Origin of the sequence: Synechococcus sp. WH 8101 (genome assembly GCF_004209775.1) — a bacterium.
Taxonomy (GTDB): Bacteria; Cyanobacteriota; Cyanobacteriia; order PCC-6307; family Cyanobiaceae; genus Synechococcus_C.
In genome coordinates this window covers 1,560,185-1,573,468 of record NZ_CP035914.1, presented here as the reverse complement: position 1 = coordinate 1,573,468, position 13,284 = coordinate 1,560,185, and the positions used below count along the sequence as shown (strand labels likewise).

General features: G+C 65.4%; 16 protein-coding genes and 1 tRNA gene. 10 read left to right on the top strand and 7 right to left on the bottom strand.

The genetic code is table 11. The features are described 5' to 3' along the window. The first annotated feature begins 54 nt into the window (after window positions 1-54). The 5 genes from SynWH8101_RS08265 (at window position 55) to sds (ending at window position 4,612) form a co-directional block, all read left to right on the top strand. Complete coding sequence (locus SynWH8101_RS08265) at window positions 55-789, top strand: 2-phosphosulfolactate phosphatase family protein (protein ID WP_130130434.1); 735 nt, start codon at window positions 55-57, stop codon at window positions 787-789. 94 nt (window positions 790-883) lie between these two features. After that, window positions 884-1,705 (top strand): carbon-nitrogen hydrolase family protein, encoded by an 822-nt coding sequence (locus tag SynWH8101_RS08260; protein WP_130129354.1) that lies wholly within the window; start codon window positions 884-886, stop codon window positions 1,703-1,705. A 4-nt stretch (window positions 1,706-1,709) separates the two neighbouring features. Beyond that, window positions 1,710-2,801 (top strand): N-acetylmuramoyl-L-alanine amidase, encoded by a 1,092-nt coding sequence (locus SynWH8101_RS08255; protein ID WP_130129353.1) that lies wholly within the window; start codon window positions 1,710-1,712, stop codon window positions 2,799-2,801. Then, window positions 2,798-3,586, top strand: a complete 789-nt coding sequence (gene murI / locus SynWH8101_RS08250; protein ID WP_130129352.1) for a glutamate racemase — start codon at window positions 2,798-2,800, stop codon at window positions 3,584-3,586. The genes SynWH8101_RS08255 and murI overlap by 4 nt, the downstream gene beginning before the upstream one ends. Before the next feature lie 54 nt (window positions 3,587-3,640). After that, window positions 3,641-4,612: a solanesyl diphosphate synthase gene (sds, locus tag SynWH8101_RS08245; protein ID WP_130129351.1), complete on the top strand. Its 972-nt coding sequence runs from the start codon at window positions 3,641-3,643 to the stop codon at window positions 4,610-4,612. Between the two features lie 18 nt (window positions 4,613-4,630). Here the strand turns inward: sds and SynWH8101_RS08240 are convergent, their stop codons facing one another. Further along, window positions 4,631-5,320 carry an HAD family phosphatase gene (locus SynWH8101_RS08240; RefSeq protein ID WP_130129350.1) on the bottom strand — a complete coding sequence of 230 codons (690 nt, stop codon included), beginning with the start codon at window positions 5,318-5,320 and terminating at the stop codon, window positions 4,631-4,633. Between the two features lie 100 nt (window positions 5,321-5,420). Here SynWH8101_RS08240 and acs point away from each other — a divergent pair, with 100 nt between their 5' ends. Then, on the top strand, window positions 5,421-7,397 hold the full coding sequence (gene acs, locus SynWH8101_RS08235; RefSeq protein WP_130129349.1) for an acetate--CoA ligase: 1,977 nt from the start codon (window positions 5,421-5,423) through the stop codon (window positions 7,395-7,397). Between the two features lie 29 nt (window positions 7,398-7,426). Here the strand turns inward: acs and SynWH8101_RS08230 are convergent, their stop codons facing one another. Beyond that, window positions 7,427-8,152: a DUF1350 family protein gene (locus tag SynWH8101_RS08230; RefSeq protein WP_130129348.1), complete on the bottom strand. Its 726-nt coding sequence runs from the start codon at window positions 8,150-8,152 to the stop codon at window positions 7,427-7,429. Beyond that, on the bottom strand, window positions 8,149-8,610 hold the full coding sequence (locus tag SynWH8101_RS08225) for a peroxiredoxin (RefSeq protein WP_130129347.1): 462 nt from the start codon (window positions 8,608-8,610) through the stop codon (window positions 8,149-8,151). Before SynWH8101_RS08225 ends, SynWH8101_RS08230 begins: the two co-directional genes overlap by 4 nt. A 79-nt stretch (window positions 8,611-8,689) precedes the next feature. On the opposite strand from SynWH8101_RS08225, the gene SynWH8101_RS08220 reads away from it, so the two are divergent. The 4 genes from SynWH8101_RS08220 to SynWH8101_RS08205 all read left to right on the top strand — a co-directional run bounded on the left by SynWH8101_RS08220 (window position 8,690) and on the right by SynWH8101_RS08205 (window position 11,806). Next, window positions 8,690-9,517 carry a 3'-5' exonuclease gene (locus SynWH8101_RS08220; RefSeq protein WP_165380958.1) on the top strand — a complete coding sequence of 276 codons (828 nt, stop codon included), beginning with the start codon at window positions 8,690-8,692 and terminating at the stop codon, window positions 9,515-9,517. Window positions 9,518-9,605: 88 nt separating this feature from the next. Continuing rightward, the gene (locus SynWH8101_RS08215; RefSeq protein WP_130129346.1) at window positions 9,606-9,887 is read left to right on the top strand and encodes a hypothetical protein; all 282 of its coding nucleotides are present in this window, start codon (window positions 9,606-9,608) and stop codon (window positions 9,885-9,887) included. A gap of 117 nt (window positions 9,888-10,004) precedes the next feature. After that, entirely contained in the window at window positions 10,005-10,985 is a 981-nt protein-coding gene (gene pstS / locus SynWH8101_RS08210) for a phosphate ABC transporter substrate-binding protein PstS (RefSeq protein WP_130129345.1), read from the top strand. Between the two features lie 185 nt (window positions 10,986-11,170). Next, window positions 11,171-11,806, top strand: a complete 636-nt coding sequence (locus tag SynWH8101_RS08205; RefSeq protein WP_007102239.1) for a Crp/Fnr family transcriptional regulator — start codon at window positions 11,171-11,173, stop codon at window positions 11,804-11,806. A 65-nt stretch (window positions 11,807-11,871) separates the two neighbouring features. Here the strand turns inward: SynWH8101_RS08205 and SynWH8101_RS08200 are convergent. The 4 genes from SynWH8101_RS08200 to msrA form a co-directional block, all read right to left on the bottom strand. Beyond that, window positions 11,872-11,945: transfer RNA gene (locus tag SynWH8101_RS08200), tRNA-Pro, on the bottom strand. 14 nt (window positions 11,946-11,959) lie between these two features. Beyond that, window positions 11,960-12,319 (bottom strand): hypothetical protein, encoded by a 360-nt coding sequence (locus SynWH8101_RS08195; RefSeq protein ID WP_130129344.1) that lies wholly within the window; start codon window positions 12,317-12,319, stop codon window positions 11,960-11,962. Between the two features lie 67 nt (window positions 12,320-12,386). Beyond that, the gene (locus SynWH8101_RS14105; protein WP_165380957.1) at window positions 12,387-12,551 is read right to left on the bottom strand and encodes a hypothetical protein; all 165 of its coding nucleotides are present in this window, start codon (window positions 12,549-12,551) and stop codon (window positions 12,387-12,389) included. After that, window positions 12,551-13,267, bottom strand: coding sequence for a peptide-methionine (S)-S-oxide reductase MsrA (gene msrA, locus SynWH8101_RS08190; protein ID WP_130129343.1), 717 nt, complete (start codon window positions 13,265-13,267; stop codon window positions 12,551-12,553). Before msrA ends, SynWH8101_RS14105 begins: the two co-directional genes overlap by 1 nt. Window positions 13,268-13,284: the final 17 nt, after the last annotated feature.

Here is a 13,284-nt window from a genome sequence, read left to right as displayed (position 1 = left end):
GTGGCGGATCGGGCGATCCCGGTACTGTGACGCACCCGCCGGATCGCCGTGGCCCTGCAGATCGCCTATTTCCACGTTGCCAACGACGTGCCGGAGGCAGCCTCTCCCGATGCTGCGGTCGTGATCGATGTGCTGCGGGCCACCACCACGATCGCCTGGGCGCTCCACAACGGGGCGGAGGCGGTGCAGACCTTCAGTGATCTCGATGCCTTGCGGGCCGCGGCGGCGGCCTGGCCGGAAGGATCCCGACTGTTGGTGGGCGAACGGGGTGGCCAGAAGATCGAGGGCTTTGATCTGGGCAATTCACCGGTGGCCGTGGTGCCGGAGTTGGTGCAGGGCAAACGCTTGTTCATGAGCACCACCAATGGCACCCGCTCGCTGCAGCGGGTGCGTGATGTTTCGCGGGTGTTCACCGCGGCCCTACCCAATCGCCAGGCAGTGGCGGAGCGGTTGTTGCAAGAGCCGTTGGAGCGGCTGTTGATCGTCGGTAGTGGCTGGGAAGGGGCCTACTCCTTGGAGGATTCCTTCGCCGCCGGCGCCCTCGCCTCGCTGTTGATCGCCCAGGGGGCCCAGGTTGCCAACGATGAATTGGAGGCGGCTTTGGCGCTCTGGCAGCGCTGGCAGGCCGACCCTGAAGCCTGTCTGCGCACCGCCAGCCATGGTCAACGTCTGATCGGGCTCGGCAATCACGACGCCGATTTCCGCTGTTGCGCTGGTTTAGATCAGCTGCGTGTGGTGCCGACCCAGGTGGAGCCGGGCGTGCTCCGGGCCGTGCCGTTCACCAACTGATTCTCCGGTGTCATCGGCTTCGGTGTCATCCGCGCGGTCTTCAGATTGCCGCCCAGGGGGATCCCCTTACGATCAGAGCCTTTCTCGACCTTCCGTGAGCGACTTCCTGGCGGCGGCTGTGCAACTCACGAGCGGCTCTGATCCAGAGGCCAACTTCGCGGCGGCGGAAGAACAGATCGAACTGGCGGCCCGACGCGGTGCCGAGCTGGTGGGCCTGCCGGAGAATTTCGCCTTCATGGGCGACGATGCGCGCCGCCTCGAACTGGCCTCCGCCCTCTCGGAGCAGTGCGAGCGCTTCCTGGTCACCATGGCCTGCCGCTACCAGCTGGCCATCCTCGGTGGCGGTTTTCCTGTGCCGGTCGGCGACGGACAGCACACCTATCAACGGGCCCAGCTGGTGGGCCGTGATGGCCAGCTGCTGGCGCGCTACGACAAGATCCACCTCTTCGATGTGGACCTGCCAGACGGCAGTACGTACCGGGAATCCGCCAGCTTCAGTCCGGGGCACAACCATCCGCCGGTCGTCACCATCCCCGGTCTCTGCCGAGTGGGGGTGTCCATTTGCTACGACCTGCGCTTCCCTGAGCTCTACCGCCATCTCGTCGGTGATGGAGCCGAGGTGTTGATGATCCCAGCCGCCTTCACTGCCTTCACCGGGAAGGATCACTGGCAGGTGCTGCTGCAGGCCCGGGCGATCGAGAACACGGCCTACGTGTTGGCTCCGGCCCAGACGGGGCTGCACTACGGCCGGCGTCAGACCCATGGTCACGCCATGGTGATCGACCCCTGGGGCACGGTGCTCGCCGATGCCGGCGTTGCGCCCGGTGCTGCCATCGCCCCCATCGATCCCGACCATCTGAAGCGGATCCGCGGCCAGATGCCCAGCCTTGAACATCGCCGGCCTGCGCTGTTCTGAGCCCATGCGCCCGGTCCGTCCCCGTCCCTTGGCGCTGGCGAGCCTGGCGCTTGTGCAGCTGTCCGCTTTGCTGCTGGCCCTGCCGGCGCGAGCGGCCAGCGCCCTGGCTGCCTGGTCGTTCAATCGCGAGGGTGTGCTCGAACTGCGCACCGCCACCGGTGCCCGCCTGGAAGCTTTTTTTGAAGCCGGTGATCGTCGGCAGGGCCCGCGGGTGTGGATTGATTTTCCCGGCGAGCTGAGTCGGGCGCGCAGCCTGGCTGGCAGTGGGGCCTTGCGGGAGGTGCGACTCGGCAAGCCCACCCCGGGCACCACCCGGCTTGTGCTCGAGTTCCAGCCTGGCGTTGATCTTGATCCCGGCCGCCTGAAGCTGGTGGGCACGGCCGCCGACCGCTGGAAACTGGTCTTCCCCGATCTGCCGACGCGGGGACTGCGGGCGATGGGAGAGGGCGACCTCACCGCCCGCTCCGGGGGCTGGTCGCCTGGGGTGCGCATCACCCCCACGCGCACGCCGATCAATGCCTCCGGCCTGCCCGATGTGCCGCGGGGTCGGTATCGGGTTGTGATCGATCCCGGCCATGGTGGCCCGGATCCCGGAGCGGTGGGAATCGGCGGGCTGCGCGAAACCGATGTGGTGCTCGATATTTCCCTGCAGGTGGCCCAGCTGCTGGAGGCCAAGGGGGTGCAAGTCACGATGACGCGCACGGCGGATGTGGATGTTGACTTGCCGCCCCGTGTGGCGATCGCCAACCGCATCGGTGCCACCGCCTTCGTGAGCATTCACGCCAATGCGATCAGCATGTCGCGCCCGGAGGTGAACGGGATCGAGACCTTCTATTTCTCCGACCCCCGCTCGGCTCGCCTGGCCTCGCGCATTCAGCAGCAGGTGCTCAATGTCTCGCCGGGCAGTCCCGATCGTGGCGTGCGTCGCGGTCGCTTCTTTGTGATCCGCCGCACCACCATGCCCTCGGCGCTGGTGGAAACCGGTTTTGTCACCGGGGAGATCGATGCGCCCCGGCTGGCGAATGCGGGTCATCGCCGTCGCCTGGCGCTCGCCATCGCTGCCGGCATCCTCGAGTACCTCCAGGGGGTGCGGTGAGCGTTTGTCTTGGATTGTTCGACAGCGGCGTCGGTGGCCTCACCGTGCTGCGCAGCGTGTTGCATCGCCACGGACCGGTGCCCTGCGTGTATCTCGGCGACACCGCCCGGGTGCCCTACGGCAGTCGCTCGCCCTCCGAGATCCGCTCGATCGCCGCGGAGGTGGTGGCCTGGCTGCGTTCCCAGCAGGTGTCCACCGTGGTGATGGCCTGCAACACCACCAATGCCCTTGCCCGAGATGTGGCGGAGGGCCAGGCGGGGGTGCCGGTGGTGGGCCTGATCGGTGCGGCGGCGGCCCTGGTGCGGGAGTCCCGCGTCGGGGTGCTGGCCACGCCGGCCACGGTGGCCTCCGGTGCCTATCGGGAAAGCATCGAGGCGCTCCATCCCGGTTCGCTGGTGGTGCAGCAGGCCTGCCCGGAGTTCGTGCCCCGGATCGAAGCCGGTGATCTCAGCAGCCCGGCCCTGCGTCAGATCGCCCAGCTGTATCTCACTCCCCTGCTGGAGGCGTCGGTGCAATCGGTGATCCTGGGCTGCACCCACTACCCCTTGCTGCAACCGTTGCTGCAGAGCCTGCTCCCACCCGATGTGCGGCTGATCGATCCGGCGGAAGGGGTGGCGCGCCAGCTCGATGCCCTGCTCGGCACACCCCAGGAGGGCCGACCGGACCAACCCCTTTCCCTCAGCTCAACCCGCCTGTGTGTCACCGCCGATCCCGAAGGCTTTGCCTGTCGGGCCACTCCCTGGCTGGGGGAGCGGCCGCTCGTGGAGCTGGTGGAGCTGCGCTGAGCCTTCAGCGTTCATCGGCTCGCTGCCCCTAGGATCGCAGCGCCGAGGGGAGTCATGAGCACCGTTACAGAGTTGCTGCAGCCGGTTGAGCAGGATCTCGAAGCGCTCCTGAGCGATCTGCGCAGTCTGATCGGTGCCGGTCATCCGATCCTGCAGGCAGCGGCTGAACATCTCTTCAGTGCCGGTGGCAAGCGGTTGCGTCCGGGCATCGTCCTGCTGATTTCCCGTGCCCTTTCCCCCAGCGGCGACCTGACGGCGCGCCATCGTCGGCTGGCGGAGATCACGGAGATGATTCACACCGCCTCGTTAGTGCACGACGACGTGGTGGATGAGGCGGCCACCCGCCGGGGTGTGGCCACGGTCCACAGCCGTTTCAACCATCGAGTGGCGGTGTTGGCTGGGGATTTCCTCTTCGCCCAGGCCAGCTGGCACCTCGCCAACCTGGATGACCTCGAGGTGGTGAAACTGCTCAGCCGGGTGATCATGGATCTGGCGGATGGGGAGGTGAAGCAGGGCCTGTTCCGTTACGACACCGGCCAAACCTTCGCGACCTATCTCGAAAAGAGCTACTGCAAAACGGCATCACTCATTGCCAACAGCGCCAAGGCTGCTGGTGTTTTGAGTGGTGAGAGCCCGGATCACCTGCAGGCTCTTTATCACTACGGTCGTCAGCTCGGCCTCGCCTTCCAGGTGGTGGATGACATCCTTGATTTCACCGGCAGCGATCAGCAGCTCGGCAAACCCGCCGCCAGCGACTTGGCCAGTGGCTATCTCACCGCTCCCGCTTTGTATGCCCTGGAAGAGCAGCCCACCCTGGCCGGTCTGATCGAGCGGGAATTCAGTGGTGACGGAGATCTTGATCAGGCTCTGGAGCTCGTGCGCGCCTCCCGCGCCATTCCGCGCACCCGGGAGCTGGCTGAAACCTTCGCCCGCGAAGCGCGGGAAGCCCTGGTCTGGTTGCCCGAGTCGCCCAGTCGGCGTGCTCTGCTCGATCTGCCCGACTTCGTGCTCGGCCGTCTCTACTGATTGGTTGGTGGCCTTGCCTCAGGCCCCCGCGAGCAGTCGCAGTTCCCCTTGCACTTGGTCCAGCCGCTGAATCAGGGTCCAAGTCCCCTCGGGCAACTGGTCGAGGGCGATGCCATCCCCTTCGGCGTCGCTCTCGAGAATCCACACGCGGCACCCCGCCGCTAGGGCTGCCGTTGCACCGGCGAGGGAGTCTTCCAGGGCCCAGCAGGCCGCCGGATCAACGCCGAGTCGGGCTGCGGCCAGCCGGAAGGGGTCAGCGGCAGGCTTTCCCTGCGCCAGCTCCGGGTCATCCCCCAGTACCCGTGTCTGAATCTGCTTCAGCCAGGGATGGGACGCACTTTTGCGTTGCACCGCTTCCTTGGCACTGCTGGTGACCAGCGCCATCGGAATCGACAGCTCGGCGCAGCAGCGCACCAATGCTTGTGCCCCAGGCATCGCTGGCGCAGCCGCGAGCAACTGCCGGGAGATCGGTTGCTGCACCGCGAGCAGGTCATCGCTGCTCACCGGGATGGCGTTTGCGGCCAGGAGCCAGGTGGCCACCTGGGCGGCGCAGTCCTGGCGACGCCGTCCCCGCAGCTGAAGCCGTTGGCTTGGGCTGAGCTGGCCGCCGAAATGGGCCGCCGCCCTGGTCCAGGCCTGGCCATGCAAGGGCTCTGTGTCGAGCAGCAGGCCGTCCAGATCAAACAGGCAGGCGGCTGGGGCGGGCATGGTCCGCGGGATCGGATGCATTTGAACAAGCGTGTCACCCCGCCCTGTCAGGTGGCTCCGACTGGCTTGAATGCGGCCAATGCTCCGTTGATCTCTGTTGATGGCTTCCGATCCCTCCACCACGATCGAGTCGGTGCTGCATGAGCAGCGGGTGTTCGAGCCCCCGGCAGCGCTGGCGGCTGGGGCCCGGATCGGCAGCCTGGAGGCGTATCGCGCCATGGCCGAGGCGGCGTCGGCGGATCCCGATCGCTTCTGGGGTGAGGCAGCCCGGCGGGAACTGCATTGGTTCGAGCCCTTTCACACCGTGCTCGATTGGCGGGATCCTCCCTTCGCTCGTTGGTTCGAAGGCGGCACCACCAACCTCTCCTACAACTGCCTGGATCGCCATCTTGCGGGGCCCACAGCGGAGAAAACGGCCCTGATCTGGGAGGGCGAACCGGGCGATGTGCGTCGGTTCAGCTACCGGGAGCTCCATGCCGAGGTGTGCAAGGCCGCCAATGCCCTGAAGGCCATGGGTATCGGCAAGGGGGATCTGGTGGCGCTCTACATGCCGATGGTGCCGGAGGCGGCGATCGCCATGCTGGCCTGCGCCCGCATCGGTGCCCCCCACTCGGTAGTGTTCGGCGGTTTCTCTGCCGAGGCCCTGCGCGATCGCCTCATTGATGGGGAGGCGAAGGCGGTGATCACCGCTGATGGCGGTTTCCGCAAAGACAAGCCCGTCTCGCTCAAGCCTGCCGTCGATGCGGCCCTTGAAGACGGCGCCTGCCCCAGCGTGTCGTCAGTTCTGGTGGTGCGGCGCACCGAGCAACCGGTGGTGATGGTGGAGGGTCGCGATCACTGGTGGCACGAGCTGGTGGAGGGCCAGAGCCCCGAGTGCCCGGCGGAGCCGATGGCCAGCGAAGATCGTTTGTTCGTGCTCTACACCTCCGGTTCCACCGGCAAACCCAAGGGGGTGGTGCACACCACCGCCGGTTACAACCTCTGGGCCCATCTCACCTTCCAGTGGATCTTCGACATCAAGGACGACGACATCTACTGGTGCACCGCCGATGTGGGCTGGATTACCGGCCACAGCTACATCGTTTATGGCCCCCTCTCCAACGGGGCCACCACCGTCATGTATGAGGGGGCTCCGCGCCCCAGCAAACCCGGTGCCTTCTGGGAGCTGATCCAGAAGCACGGCGTCACGATCTTCTACACGGCCCCCACGGCGATCCGCGCCTTCATGAAGAGCGGTCGCGCCGTGCCCGATCAATACGACATGAGCAGCCTGCGCCTGCTCGGCACGGTCGGTGAGCCGATCAACCCCGAGGCCTGGATGTGGTATCGCGAGGTGATCGGTGGCAACCGCTGCCCGATCGTGGACACCTGGTGGCAGACCGAAACCGGTGGCGTGATGATCAGCCCGTTGCCAGGCGCCACCCCCACCAAGCCCGGCTCCGCCACCCTGCCATTGCCAGGGATTGCTGCCGATGTGGTGGATGCTGAGGGCCGCAGTGTCGGAGCTGATGAAGGCGGCTACCTGGTGGTGCGTCGCCCCTGGCCCGGGATGATGCGCACCGTGCACGGCAACCCCCAGCGCTTCCGGGAGAGCTACTGGGAGCACATCCGCCCCGCCGATGGCTCCTGCATCTACTTCGCCGGTGATGGCGCCCGCCGCGATGCCGATGGTTATTTCTGGGTGATGGGACGGGTCGATGACGTGATCAATGTCTCCGGCCACCGTCTCGGCACCATGGAGATCGAGTCAGCGCTCGTCAGCCACCCTGCCGTTGCTGAAGCGGCGGTGGTCGGGCGTCCCGATCCGCTCAAGGGGGAGGGCATCGTCGCCTTCGTCACTTTGGAGGCCGATCGCGACCCCAGCGAAGCGTTGGTGGCTGAGTTGCGTGCCCATGTGGGCCAGGAGATCGGTCCGATCGCTAAGCCCGATGAGATCCGCTGCAGCGATGCCCTGCCCAAGACCCGCAGCGGCAAAATCATGCGTCGCATCCTCCGCTCGCTTGCGGCCGGTCAGGAGGTGAGCGGCGACACCAGCACCCTGGAGGATCGCTCCGTGCTGGATCGCCTGCGGGCCTGATCACCTGCGAGTCAGCTCGCCTGGGGGCTTCAGCGCGCCCAGGCCACCAGGGCTTCAGTCAGTTGCCGCAGCCTGCGACTGCGTTTGGGATCATCGGCCCAGTCGCCCAGCAGGCCCTGACGCAGCCCGGCACTGGCGGGCGTCAAGTGATCCCCCTCCATCTGCAGCCAGGTGCTCTGGTCGCCGGGACGGCTCTGGAGGCAGGCGAGCAGCGCCGCGCTTTGATCGAGGCTGTCGTTGCCGAAGCGCACCACCAGGTTGCGGGCTGGCAGGTAGTGGCGTGCGATCAGGCGCAGGGTTTCCTCCGGGCTCGGGCTGAACTCCGTGCTCACCCCCAGGCTCGGTGCCAGGTTGCCGAGCAGGGGGATCGAGCGATCGGCCGCGAAGTTGTTGAAGCTGAGGGCGGCAAGACCGCTGCTGTTGCGACCGCCATCCGGAGCCAGCAGATGCAGTTTGCAGCCGAGGCTGTGGCCGACCCGGAGCGATTGGGGTAGATCACCCATCCGCTGGATCAGGTTGTTGCGGCAGCTCCGGAAGGCATCCCAGGCCTGTCTGGCCTGCAGCTGGTGGTCGAAGGCCGGCACGTAGCTCCAGGCGTGAATCGCCCATCCCTGCTGCGCCAGCCCTTCCAGCAAGCGCCGATAACTGATCTGGGGCGTCGCCGCTAGGTAGCTGCCACCGATGAAGTCGATCAGAGCGCGGGGTTGGGCGGGCCAGAGACACCAGCATTCCCCAGATCGTCGCCAGCGGCTCATGCCTTGCCCTGAAGGCCCTGAAGGATTCTTAGCGCCTCTTTCACATGGGCGGGGCCATCGAGCAGGTTGTTGAACACATGCCGAATCGTGCCGGATCCATCGATCACGTAGGTGACCCGCGATGGCAGCAGGCCCAGGGTTTTGGGTACGCCGAAGGCGCGGCGCAGGCTCTGGTCGCGATCGCTCAACAAGGGAAAGGGCAGCTGATGCCGCTCGGCGAACCGCCGATGACTGACGATGTCATCCCCGCTCACCCCCCAGACCTCCGCGCCCTGGGCCTGAAGCTCGCTGTAGTTGTCCCGGAACCCGCAGGCCTCGGCGGTGCATCCCGGTGTTTCGTCCTTGGGATAGAAAAACAGCACCAGACAACAGCCCTTGAGGGCACTGCTGTCCCGCAGTACACCGTTCTGATCCTCCAGTTGGATGGTTGGGGCTGAATCGCCGACGCCAAGGGCCATGGGGGATGCACGGATCGGCCTCGCACCCTAGGGGGCGCTGGCGAGCGATTGGAGAATGGGGGGAGTCGAGGCTGAAGGGATGGAGAGCGGGGCTGGCGCATCGCAATTGAATCTGCTCTCGGGCTTCTCTGAAGCGATGCCTGTGGAGCCGATCCCTGCTGCGGAGCCAGAGCCAGCAGCTTCCGACGATGGTCCCTGCACGGCTGATCCGCGCACCCTCTTGATCCTCGACACGGAGACCAGCGGTCTCGACCCCGAGCAGGATCAATGCCTGGAGGTGGGAGCCATTTTGTTTGATGTGCCGGAGCGGGAGGTGTTGGTGCAGCAGTCGTTTCTGCTGCCGGTTGACCACAATCCCGCCCAGGCGATTAATCACATCGCCGCCAGCGCCACCCGCTGTCCCCAGCCCTGGCGCGATGGGCTGCGCTATCTCCAGGCCCTGATGGATACGGCGGATCTGCTCGTGGCCCATCACGCAGCCTTTGATCGCCAGTGGTTCGGTCGGGGCCATCTGCCCGCGGCCCGGGCCGCCTGGCTCTGCACCATGGACGACATTCGCTGGCCCGCCGAGCTGCAGCTGCGCCCCCGGCCTTCGGTGCGCGATCTCGCTCTGGCCCACGGCATTCCAGTCTGGGCCGTACACCGCGCCCTCGCCGACTGCGTGTACATCGCGGAGGTGTTCAAACGCCGCGATGATCTGGAGACCCTGATTCGGCTCGGGCTGGAACCGAGGCTGCTGATGCGCGCCCAGGTGTCGTTTGAGCAGCGCCATCTGGCCCGGGAGGCGGGATTCCGCTGGAACGATCCGGTGGCCGGGGCCTGGACCCGCCGCCTCAGTGCTCGGGAAGCCCAGGCGCTGGATTTCCCGGTGGTGGCACTGGAGACCTCCGAGCCCCTGGCCTCCTGAAGCGGGTGCGCGACAGGATTTGCTTCAGCAGTCCGAAAGGACACCGATGGTTTGCGCTGGATCGCTGTGCCTCGAGCAGCCTGAAGGCATGGTTGTTCAAGTCCCACCTTCACCCTGCAGTCGCCTGCGTCATTGGCAGCAGGTGCGCACCTGGGCCCGGCTGATCCGGGAGGCGGAAGCGCTCTGGCATGTGGATGTGCGTGAACTGAAGCGCCTCGGTGCCCTGGAGCTGTCGCAGCTGTTGGAGGAGGTGCCTCCGGCACAACGACCGCGGGTCAATCGCTGGTTGCAGCGTTATGCCGTGGCGACGCGGTTGCAGGATCGCGCTTTGGTATCGCAGCAAACAGATCCATGGGGGAAGCGTGAATAAAAAAGGCGCAACTGCCGCTTCGCAGGCCGCTAATCGGATCGCTCCTTAACCTTCCCCTAACGACCAATTCGCTTTCATTTGGCTACTCATAGGACGCCGATTTCCCTATGGCTTCCCATGAGCTTCGCCAAGAAGGCTCTTCTGTTCTCCTCCGTGCTCGCTCTTGGAGCCGGTGTTTCCGCTTCCGCTGCCGATCGTCTCAACGGTGCCGGAGCTTCCTTCCCCGCCAAGATTTATCAGCGTTGGTTCGCTGAACTGGCCAAATCCGGTGGCCCCCAGGTGAACTATCAGGCCGTGGGCTCCGGCTCCGGCCGCAAGGCTTTCATTGACCAGACCGTCAACTTCGGTGCCTCTGATGACCCGATGAAGGCCGCCGACATGGCCAAGGTGAAGCGCGGTGTGGTGCAGATCCCCATGGTGGGTGGCACGATTGCCTTCGGTTACAACAAGCCCGGCTGCAACCTGAAGCTCACCCAGAAGCAGGCCGTTCAGGTCGCCATGGGCAAAATCACCGACTGGAAGCAGGTCGGCTGCGCCGCTGGCCCGATCACCTGGGTGCACCGTTCTGATGGTTCCGGCACCACCAAGGCGTTCACCGCTTCTCTGGCTGCCTTCTCTCCTGAGTGGACCCTCGGCGCCGGTAAGTCCGTGAAGTGGCCCGGTAAGAACGCTGTGGGTGCCAAGGGCAACTCCGGTGTGGCCGGCGTCATCCAGAGCAAAGTGGGCGCCATCGGCTATGTGAACCAGTCCTACATCAAGGGCAACGTCAAGGCCGCTGCTCTCCAGAACAAGTCTGGTGAGTACGTGAAGCCCAGCTTCTCCTCCGGTGCCAAGGCTCTGAACGGCATCAAGCTCGATGCCAACCTGGCCGGCTCCAACCCCAACCCCACCGCCAAGGGTGCCTATCCCATCGCCACCCTCACCTGGGTGCTGGCCTATAAGACCGGCAACGGCAAAAACACCAACGCGATCAAGAAGACCTTCAACTTCATGCTGAGCGATAAGGCTCAGAGTCAGGCCGATGACATGGGCTTCGTTCCCCTCAAGGGCGGAATCCTCAGCAAGGCCCGCGCTGCTGTGAACAAGATCGGCAACTGATCGCCGCTCTCTATCGCATCACCGCTGTGGTGACGCGAGATTTGTTGAGGAGGGGTCCGCTAGGACCCCTTTTTTCTTGGTTGTTAGCAGCCACTTAGGCCACTCTTAATAGCCTCACTTCCTGCTCTTTGCCTGCAGGGCATGTTGTGCTCCATACAGTTAGAACGTACTGACAGACACCTGCCATGGTTGCCGTTCCCTCCCGCGACAGTGCTCGCCGTCGAGACGGCTTCCGAGATCTGCTCGAGGCGAATTATCAGAAACGCAATCTGGTGCATCTCTCGGCCGGCAGCGTGGTGCCCCTCCTGAAAAACAACCTTTGGTTGGTGGTGCGCGGCATGGTGAAGCTCGGCGCTGTGTCGGTGCATGGCGATGAGCTGCTGCTGGGTCTCGCTGGCCCCAATGAGCCCTTTGGTGAGCCCCTGAGCACGGTGGAGGCCTATGAAGCCGTCACGCTCACCGACTGCGATCTGCTCTGTTTAACGATGGCTGAGGTGGAGCAGTCACCCGCGCTGGCCACGGCGATGTTGGAGGCGATTGCCGTGCGCTACCGCCAGGCTGAATACCTGTTGTCGCTGCTGGGGTTACGTCGGGTTGAGGAGCGGGTGCGCGGGTTTCTTGAATTGCTCGCTCAGGATTACGGCCAGGTGTGTGAGGACGGTCTGCGCCTCAATCTGCGCCTCACCCATCAGGAGATGGCCAGTGCCCTCAGCACCACCCGGGTGACCGTGACTCGGGTGATCGGTTTGTTGCGGGATGAAGGCTGGTTGAAGATCGATGATCAGCGTCATCTGGTGATCAGCCATCTGCCCCGGCGTTGACCCTCCAGCAATAAAAAAAGCCCCTCCATGGAGGGGCTTTTAGCTGGGGTGACGATGGAAAGAAATCGGAGCGGCGGGATTTGAACCCACGACCCCCACTACCCCAAAGTGGTGCGCTACCAAGCTGCGCTACGCCCCGTCAGATGCAAGTTATCACAAGGCATTCCCCCCTCGGCTTCCGCTTTGAGTCCGGCGTTGGATGCGCTTCAGCAGCCGTGCGGTGAGCCCGGTGCGGTTGTCGCTGCTATAGCCCCACAGGCGCAGCTGGCGCGCCAGCTGACGCAGCTCAGCCAGCGACATCGAGGCGAGTTGAAGCTCCGGCAGGGTGCGCCAGGCGCGGGACTTCAGCGGCAGGCTGGAGCCGCTGCGGCCGTTGCCCAGGCTGATCGTTCCATCGGCGAGCCATTCCGGGATCAGCACCACGAGCACGGCGATCAAGCCGTAGAGCTCCACCAGCCCCTTCGGCAGCGGGTGGAGTTGGCGTCGCTGATGAGGATCGGGAGGGGAGGTCACGATCGGCGATCCTGCATGGCCAAGGCGTACCTTGCCAGCAAAGTTCCCGCCCCGTTCCCGTTGGTGGTCAGATCTGCAGGGAACCGGAGCTCTCCTGGCCTGCTGGCGTGCGCCACAGCAGCGGCGGCTCCTTGGTGCCGGAAGGCCGCTGGCTGAACACCAGGCCGAACACCAGCGCCAGGGTGAGGGCGAGGGTGAGCAACACCATCCAATCGGGCCAGGGGGATTTCATCAGGCCAGCTGGATCGGAGCGTTCTCACCCCGCAGCACACAGTGGTCGATCGACCAGTCGTAGTGGCTCCACACCCGGGCGGGCAGTTTGTAGGCCGCACCCGGGAAGTCTTTGAGAGGCACGCCGGTGGGCATGGCCGAGCAGTAGGGGCGGCTGCCCGGTTTGGCCAGGTATTGCTGGTGATACGTCTCCGCGGGGTAGTAGGTCTGATCTGGGCGGATGTCGGTGGTGATGTGGCCCAGCCCCTGCTCGCTCAGGGCCTGCTGATAGGCCTCCTTGCTGGCCTGGGCCAGCTCCAGCTGGTGCGCTGTGGTGGTGAAAATTGCCGAGCGGTATTGGCTGCCGCGGTCGTTCCCCTGGCGATCCCCCTGGGTTGGGTCGTGGCATTCCCAGAAGAGCTTGAGCAGATCGCTGAAATCGATCGCTGGCGTGCTCCACACCACGCGCACGATCTCGGCGTGGCCGGTGCGACCGCTGCACACCTGTTGATAGCTGGGCGATGGACTGTTGCCGCCGGCGTACCCCACCGTGGTGGTCACCACGCCCGGGAGGCGCCAGAACCCCTTTTCTGCGCCCCAGAAGCAACCGCAACCGAACAGGGCTTCTTCCTGGTCGTCCATCAAGGCCGCATGCAGCGGTGTCTTCAACACCGCATGGCGATCAGCGGCGCCGGCATCGGCCGCCGCCGGCTGTCCGGTCAACCAGGAAGGAAGCATGGAGGGGAGGGCAGATC